Raw genomic sequence first — 7,375 nt, forward strand, 5'->3', positions numbered from 1 at the left:
GATGGCGGATAATACCGGCCTTTTTTTCCCTCGTTCACGAAAGAGATGACCATGCGCAATTCATTTATGTCGCGTTGCCTGACCCTGGTGCTGTCCGCCGGTTTGTACGCGTTTTCGCCACTTGCCGGGGCAGCGGATCTGGCGTCGTTCGCTGGCCAGAACGGCAAGATCGACATCGCCGGCGGCACGGCGCACATTCCGGTAATGAACGCGGCCGCCAAGCGCATCATGCAATCCAACCCGTCGATCCGCATTACCGTCGCGGCGGGCGGATCGGGGGTCGGCGTGCAGAAGGTCGGCGAGGGGCTGGTCGATATCGGCAATACCGGCCGGGCGTTGACCGAGGCCGAAGTCGCGAAGTACGGGCTCAAGTCGTACGCCTTCGCCATCGACGGGGTGGCGGCGGTGGTCAATCCAAAGAACCCGGTCACCGGGCTGACCGCCGTGCAGGTTCAGGAGATCTTCTCCGGCAAGATCACCAACTGGAAGGCTGTTGGCGGCCCCGATGCGGCGATTCACGTCTTCACCCGCGACGAAGCGAGCGGCACGCGCGAGGTGTTCTGGGGAAAACTGCTGAAGAAAGGCGTTATCGCCAACAGCGCCAACGTCGTGGCCTCCAACGGGGCGATGAAGTCGGCGCTGGCCGGCGACGCCGACGCCATCGGCTACGTTTCGATCGGCCACATCGATGACACGCTCAAGGCGCCTGCGCTCGACGGCGTCGCGCCGACGCAGGACAACGCGCGTTCCGGCAAGTACCCGGTCGTGCGCAAGCTGTACATGAACACCAAGGGCGAGGCGCAGGGGCTGACGGCGGCGTTCATCAACTACATCCTCGGGGCCGAAGGCAAGCAGATGACCGCTGCGGCGGGGTATCTGCCGCTGTGATGCCGGCCGGCGGCGCTGTTCCGGCACGGGACGGCGCCTTCCTGCGCTCGTTGCTGCTCGCCGCTGCCGCTGTGTCGGCGCTGACCGTCGTCGCGGTGTTCGCCTTTCTCCTCTGGTTCGCCTTGCCGGTGTTCCGCGGCGACGCGCTGGCTTCGCTGCTGTCCTGGCGCTGGCAGCCGCTGCGCGGCCAGTTCGGCATCCTGCCGATGCTGCTCGGCTCGTTCTGTCTGGCGACCTCGGCCTTGCTGCTGGCCTTCCCGCTGGCGCTGGGCGTCTGCTGTTTTGTCCACGGCGCCGGGCCGGCCCGCGCGGCGCAGCCGTTGCTGACCGCCGTCCGCTTCATGACCAGCGTGCCGACCGTTGTGTATGGCCTGGTGTCGGTGTTCCTGCTGGTGCCGCTGATCCGCGATGCCTTTTCCGGCTCCGGCTTTTCCTGGCTGGCCGCGACGCTGACGTTGAGCGTCCTGGTTCTGCCGACGATCGTCCTGCTCGTCGATGGTCAGTTCCGGCAGGTGCAGGCGGACATCGGGCCGAGTGCCGCGGCGCTGGGCTTTTCCCCGGTGCAGCAGTTGCTGCGCCTGACCCTGCCGCTTTCCCGGCGCGGTCTGGCGGCAGCCTTGGCACTCGGCTTCGGGCGGGCCGTCGGCGATACGCTGATTCCGCTGATGCTCGCCGGCAATGCGGCGCGGGTGCCGCACTCCCTGCTCGATCCGCTGCGTACGTTGACCTCGCACGTTGCGCTGGTGGTGGCCACCGACAGCCAGGATCTGGCCTACGCCTCGCTGTTCGCCAGCGGTCTGATCCTTTTCGCCGTGACGGCGTTTGTCAATCTGCTGCTGCGCCGCTGGCGTGGCCAGGCGGAGTAGGGCCATGGAGCGAGCGTTGCGTGTGTTCGCCTGGGGGGCGGGCGCGCTCGTCCCGGCGGTGTTGCTGACACTGCTGGCGTTTCTCCTGTGGCGCGGCGTGCCGGGCTGGTCGCTGGCCCTGTTCTTCGGCGACACGCCGCCGCTCGACGCCGTGCTGCGCGGCGCGCCGGTGTTCGACGGCCTGTGGCCGGCGTGCCTCGGCACGGTGGCGCTGGTGTTGCTGGCGACGGCGATCGCCGTGCCGCTCGGGATCGCCAGCGGTGTCTATCTGGCGGAATTCGCTAGCACGCGTCAGCGTGCCGCATTGTCCTTTTGCGTGGATCTGCTGGCCGGCGTCCCGTCGATCCTGATGGGATTGTTCGGCTTCGCGCTGATTCTCCTGCTGCGCAAGACTGTCGCGCCGACGGCCAACACCGGCCTGCTGCTTTCGGCGGGGTGTCTCGCCCTGTTGGTCCTGCCGTATCTGATCAGCACCACGCGCCTGGCGCTGGAGGGCGTGCCGCAGGAGCTGCGGTTGGCCGGTGCCTGCCTTGGGCTGTCGCACGGGCAGGTCGTCGGGCGGATTCTGCTGCCGTCCGCCCTGCACGGCATCTTCGGTGGCGTCATCCTGGCCGTCGGGCGGGCCGCCGAGGACACCGCGGTGATCCTGCTCACCGGCGTGGTGGCCAATGCTGGGGCGCCATCGTCGCTGTTCGGCAAGTACGAGGCCTTGCCGTTCCACATCTACTATCTGGCCGCTGAGTATCAGACGCCGGTCCAGCTGGCGCAGGCGTTCGCCGCGGCGCTGGTCCTTTTGTGCATCACCGGCGGCCTGTTCGCCGTCGCGCGCCTGTTGCGCGCTCATCTGGAAACGCGATGGAAAACGGAACGCCTGCAATGAATTCGTGCGTGATCCGCATCGAGGATCTGTCGGTCGCCTTTGGCGGGCGGATGGTCATCGATCATCTGAACCTGGAGATCGGCCGCGGCGGCCCGACCTTCCTGCTTGGGCGCTCCGGTTCGGGAAAAACCACCCTGTTGCGGGCGATCAACCGGCTCAACGAATGCTTTCCCGGCTGCGTGACACGCGGGCAAGTGTCATTGCAACTCGGCGGTGACTGGGTGAATGCCTATGCGCCGGGAACCGTCGTCGAGACCCTGCGACGCCAGGCAGGCATGGTTTTCCAGTCGCCGAACGTGCTGCCTCTGTCCGTGGCGCGCAACGTCACCCTGCCGCTGCTGACGGTGCTTAACCTGTCAGCCGACGAGTGCGAAGCGCGCATGGAGCAGGCCTTGCGCGATGTGCATCTGTGGGACGAGGTTGGCGACCGCCTTGCCGCGCCGGCGGCGAGTCTCTCCGGTGGGCAGCAGCAGCGCCTGTGTCTGGCGCGGGCGCTGGCGTTGCGCCCGGAAGTCCTGCTCCTGGACGAACCGACCGCATCGCTCGATTTCAAGGCGGCGCGGCAGATCGAGGAACTGCTCGTCGAGCTGAAGTCGCGCTATACGCTGGTCGTCGTCTCGCACAGCCTGAGTCAGGCGCACCGGCTGGCCGAGCAGGTGTTCGTGTTGAGCGATGGCGGGCGGGTCGAGCGTCTGGAGGAAGAAGTCTTTCGCGACAAGGAAGCGCTGCTGGCCGTGATGGACGAACTCGTCTGAGCGGGTCAGGGCTGCAACAGACCGATCAGTGCGCTGAGCGTGAAGAACGAGAGCGTTGTCGTCGCCAGCAGGGCCGCCGCGGCAAAACCCTCGTGGCCGTGGCGCATGGCCAGGATGGGGTAGATGCTCATGATCGGCAGCGCCGCGGTGAGGATCAGTGCGTTGCGCAGTTCGCTCGGCAGGGCGGGCAGACCGAGCGCCAAGGCGCCCGATAGCGTCAGCCAGATGAGCAGCGGGTGAAGCAGGAGCTTGCCGGCGGTGATCGAAAAAACGCGTGCCTTGACGCCCTTGAACGGCATCCCGTAAAGCGTGCCCCCTATGACGAACAGTGCGACGGAGATGCTGGCCTGCGCGAACAGCGAAACGGTGCGGCCGAGCGCCGGCGGTAACTTCACTTCCAGCAACGAGAGACCGAAGGCGACGAAGATCGCGACGATCAACGGGTTCTTGCGCAAGCGCCAGAGCGTTTGCCCGATCGTGGCCAACCGGTTGCCGCCGGACGATTCACCCTGTTCCGCCAATGACAAAACCAACGGCAGCAGCAGGATATTCTCGACCAGCATGTTCTGTGCGAGCGCGATGTCGGCGACGGTCGGCAAGGCGAGCAGCATGATCGGAAAGCCGACGAAGCCGCTGTTCGAGCAGGACATGCCCAGTGCGATATACGGGCGCGCGCTCGGTTCGGCGGGGGCCAGGCGGCGCGCCCACCACAAGGCGATACCGATGTTGATCAGCGATCCCACCGCATAAACCAGCACGTAGGTCACGTTGAGCATCTCGTCGACACGGCGCTGCATCAGTGCGTTGAGCAGCATGGCGGGCAGCGCGATGTAGATGACGAATTTCCCCATCACCCGCAGCCCGGCTTTGTCGAAGAGGCCGAACCGCGCGGCGAAATAGCCGACGGCGATGGCCAGGTAAATGGGCGCGGTGGTGGACAGGATGTCGAGCATGAATGGGGGGGCTTGTACGCAGGGAATGTGCTCGAGGATTATAGGCCAATGCACCTGTTTATCTTCCGAACGCGAGCGACAGGATGATCGCAACGGCGGGCATCAGCGGCCAAAAACGCTTATGCTGAAGCCAGTTGACCGTAATCCATGGAACTGACAATGCCTTTGCCGCCACCCGCCCGACGCTCACGCAAGCACACCCGTTCGATCACCTTTGAAGGTTTCCGCTGCGATGACGGCCTGTGGGACATCGAGGCGCGTCTCGTCGACGTCAAGGATCAGGACTTGAATCTGCGCAGCGGCGTGCGCAAGGCGGGAGAGCCGGTGCACGACATCAGCGTGCGCGTGACGATCGACAGCGCGATGAACGTTGTCGACGTGGTGGCTTGCGCCGACTACACGCCGTTCATGGGCGTGTGCGAACAGATCCTCCCCGATTACCGGCAGATCATCGGACTGAACCTGTTCAAGGGTTTCCTCAAGTCGATCAAGAATTTGTTCGGCGATACGCGCGGCTGCGCGCACCTGAGTGAGCTGTTGATGGCTGTTCCGACGGCTGCTTTCCAGACTTTTGCCGGCGAAGTGAAACATGGCGAGTCGGAAAAGAAACCTTTTCACCTTGATCGTTGTCATGCACTTGCTACAGATTCGGACGTGGTCAGGCGCTTTTATCCGCGCTGGTACCGCGACCCAACCCCCGGGCAGGGGCCCCTGCCCAAGGCATGTAATCCAAATTCAAAAGAGGGTGCCGCATGAAGATCCACGAATATCAGGGAAAGGAATTGCTGCGCAAGTACGGCGTTAACGTACCCCGCGGCGTTTTTTGCGCGAGTGTCGATGACGCGGTGAAAGCCGCCGAGACGCTGGGGGGCAAGGTCTGGGTGGTGAAAGCCCAGATCCACGCCGGCGGGCGCGGCAAGGGCGGCGGCGTCAAGGTCGCCAAGTCGCTCGACGAGGTTCGGCAGCACGCCAGCCAGATCCTCGGCATGCAACTGGTGACGCACCAGACCGGCCCCGAAGGGCAGAAGGTCCGCCGCCTGCTCATCGAAGAAGGCGCCGACATCAGGAAGGAATACTACGTCGCCGCGCTCACCGACCGCGCTAGCCAGAAGGTGGTCATGATGGCCTCCAGCGAAGGCGGTATGGACATCGAGGAAGTCGCCCACGCCACCCCCGAGAAGATCCTCAAGGTCTTCGTCGACCCGCTGACCGGTCTCACCGACAGCCAGGCGCGCGAACTCGCCGCCGGCATCGGCATCCCCGACGCCTCCCTGCCGCAGGCCGTCATCCTGCTCAAGGGGCTCTACACCTGCTACATGGAGACCGACGCCTCGCTCGCCGAGATCAACCCGCTGATCCTGGAGGGCAACGGCACCATAAAGGCGCTCGACGCCAAGTTCAACGTCGACGACAACGCCCTCTACCGGCAGGAGGCGATCTTCGCCTACCGCGACCTCGACGAGGAAGACCCCAATGAAATCGAGGCGTCCAAGTTTGGCCTCGCCTACATCTCGCTGGACGGCAACATCGGCTGCCTGGTCAACGGCGCCGGCCTGGCCATGGCTACCATGGATACCATCAAGCTGTTCGGCGGCGAACCGGCCAACTTCCTCGACGTCGGCGGCGGCGCCAGCACCGAGAAAGTTACCGAGGCCTTCAAGATCATGCTCGGCAACAAGAACGTCAAGGGCATCCTGGTCAACATCTTCGGCGGCATCATGAAGTGCGACACCATCGCCAACGGCGTCATCGCCGCGGTGAAGGAGACCCACCTCAACGTCCCGCTCGTCGTGCGCATGAAAGGCACCAACGAAGAACTCGGCAAGCAGCTGCTCAAGGAGTCCGGCCTGCCGATCATCTCCGCCGACACCATGGCCGAAGCCGCCACCAAGATCGTTGCCGCCGTCCAGTAAGGGAGAGAAAAGAACATGTCGATACTCATCAACAAGGACACCAAGGTCATCACCCAGGGCATCACCGGCAAGACGGGGCAGTTCCACACCGAAAAGTGCCAGGAATACGCCAACGGCAAGGCCTGCTTCGTTGCCGGCGTCAATCCCAAGAAAGCCGGCGAGTCGATCTTCGACATCCCCATCTACGCCTCGGTGAAGGACGCCAAGCAGCAGACCGGTGCCACCGTCTCGGTCATCTACGTTCCGCCGGCCGGTGCCGCAGACGCCATCTGGGAAGCTGTCGAGGCCGAGCTCGATCTGGTCATCTGCATCACCGAAGGCATCCCGGTGCGCGACATGCTGGTCGTGCGCAACAGGATGAAGCAGAAGGTCGCCAAGGGCGGCAAGGAAACCCTGCTGCTCGGCCCGAACTGCCCCGGCCTGATCACCCCAGACGAAATCAAGATCGGCATCATGCCTGGACACATCCACAAGAAAGGGCGCATCGGTGTCGTCTCGCGCTCCGGCACGCTGACCTACGAGGCCGTCGCCCAGCTCACCGAACTGGGCATCGGCCAGTCCTCGGCGGTCGGCATCGGCGGCGACCCGATAAATGGACTCAAGCATATTGACGTGATGAAGCGCTTCAACGACGACCCGGATACCGATGCGGTGATCATGATCGGCGAAATCGGCGGGCCGGACGAAGCCGAAGCTGCTTACTGGTGCAAGAAGCACATGAAGAAGCCGGTGGTCGGCTTTATCGCCGGGGTGACGGCGCCGGCCGGCAAGCGCATGGGCCATGCCGGTGCGCTGATTTCCGGTGGCGCCGACACGGCGGAAGCCAAGCTGGCGATCATGGAAGAGTGTGGCTTCAAGGTCACCCGCAATCCGTCGGAAATGGGAAGGCTGTTGAAGAGCCTGCTCTGATTGTTTCGTGCCGCTGGCCTGCACAGGACTGGCGGCAGACGTTCAGCCAAAGAACCGTAGAACTATCTGTCACCCCGGCGAAGGCCGGGGTCCAGTTTGTTGCATTTTCTGGATTCCGTATATGGACTCCTCCCGTTTTGCAAGAGCGAGTTGAGATAGGGCAAATGGGTGCGACTGCGACCGTATATCCGACCTGTGTGTGGAACGAAGC

At 64.2% G+C, this 7,375-nt stretch carries 8 protein-coding genes; 7 read left to right on the top strand and 1 reads right to left on the bottom strand.

Annotated elements, in window-relative coordinates; all coding sequences use genetic code 11:
• The first annotated feature begins 51 nt into the window (after positions 1–51).
• Genes BO74_RS10415 through BO74_RS10430 form a run of 4 tightly spaced genes read left to right on the top strand, consistent with a single transcriptional unit; the run spans position 52 to position 3,389 of the window.
• Positions 52–888, top strand: a complete 837-nt coding sequence (locus BO74_RS10415) for a phosphate ABC transporter substrate-binding protein (RefSeq protein WP_496442116.1) — start codon at positions 52–54, stop codon at positions 886–888.
• Positions 888–1,754, top strand: a complete 867-nt coding sequence (locus BO74_RS10420) for a PstC family ABC transporter permease (RefSeq protein WP_496442136.1) — start codon at positions 888–890, stop codon at positions 1,752–1,754. The genes BO74_RS10415 and BO74_RS10420 overlap by 1 nt, the downstream gene beginning before the upstream one ends.
• A gap of 4 nt (positions 1,755–1,758) precedes the next feature.
• A complete protein-coding gene (locus BO74_RS10425) occupies positions 1,759–2,634 on the top strand; it encodes a PstA family ABC transporter permease (RefSeq protein ID WP_496442117.1) in 876 nt (291 codons plus the stop codon).
• The gene (locus tag BO74_RS10430; protein ID WP_496442119.1) at positions 2,631–3,389 is read left to right on the top strand and encodes a phosphate ABC transporter ATP-binding protein; all 759 of its coding nucleotides are present in this window, start codon (positions 2,631–2,633) and stop codon (positions 3,387–3,389) included. Before BO74_RS10425 ends, BO74_RS10430 begins: the two co-directional genes overlap by 4 nt.
• A gap of 5 nt (positions 3,390–3,394) precedes the next feature.
• On the opposite strand, the gene BO74_RS10435 is transcribed toward BO74_RS10430, so the two are convergent.
• Entirely contained in the window at positions 3,395–4,342 is a 948-nt protein-coding gene (locus BO74_RS10435) for an AEC family transporter (protein ID WP_496442121.1), read from the bottom strand.
• A gap of 159 nt (positions 4,343–4,501) precedes the next feature.
• Between BO74_RS10435 and BO74_RS10440 the strand changes: the two genes are divergently transcribed.
• Genes BO74_RS10440 through sucD form a run of 3 tightly spaced genes read left to right on the top strand, consistent with a single transcriptional unit; the run spans position 4,502 to position 7,164 of the window.
• Positions 4,502–5,098 (top strand): DUF2889 domain-containing protein, encoded by a 597-nt coding sequence (locus tag BO74_RS10440; RefSeq protein WP_496442123.1) that lies wholly within the window; start codon positions 4,502–4,504, stop codon positions 5,096–5,098.
• Positions 5,095–6,255, top strand: coding sequence for an ADP-forming succinate--CoA ligase subunit beta (gene sucC / locus BO74_RS10445; RefSeq protein WP_496442125.1), 1,161 nt, complete (start codon positions 5,095–5,097; stop codon positions 6,253–6,255). Before BO74_RS10440 ends, sucC begins: the two co-directional genes overlap by 4 nt.
• Positions 6,256–6,270: 15 nt before the next feature.
• Entirely contained in the window at positions 6,271–7,164 is an 894-nt protein-coding gene (sucD, locus tag BO74_RS10450) for a succinate--CoA ligase subunit alpha (protein ID WP_496442127.1), read from the top strand.
• Positions 7,165–7,375 lie beyond the last annotated feature (211 nt).

The organism is Propionivibrio pelophilus DSM 12018, from assembly GCF_059569095.1.

Coding starts and splice junctions, on each gene's coding strand:
- BO74_RS10415 (WP_496442116.1), top strand. CDS start 52: ATGCGCAATTCATTTATGTCGCGTTGCCTGACCCTGGTGCTGTCCGCC.
- BO74_RS10420 (WP_496442136.1), top strand. CDS start 888: ATGCCGGCCGGCGGCGCTGTTCCGGCACGGGACGGCGCCTTCCTGCGC.
- BO74_RS10425 (WP_496442117.1), top strand. CDS start 1,759: ATGGAGCGAGCGTTGCGTGTGTTCGCCTGGGGGGCGGGCGCGCTCGTC.
- BO74_RS10430 (WP_496442119.1), top strand. CDS start 2,631: ATGAATTCGTGCGTGATCCGCATCGAGGATCTGTCGGTCGCCTTTGGC.
- BO74_RS10435 (WP_496442121.1), bottom strand. CDS start 4,342: ATGCTCGACATCCTGTCCACCACCGCGCCCATTTACCTGGCCATCGCC.
- BO74_RS10440 (WP_496442123.1), top strand. CDS start 4,502: ATGCCTTTGCCGCCACCCGCCCGACGCTCACGCAAGCACACCCGTTCG.
- sucC (WP_496442125.1), top strand. CDS start 5,095: ATGAAGATCCACGAATATCAGGGAAAGGAATTGCTGCGCAAGTACGGC.
- sucD (WP_496442127.1), top strand. CDS start 6,271: ATGTCGATACTCATCAACAAGGACACCAAGGTCATCACCCAGGGCATC.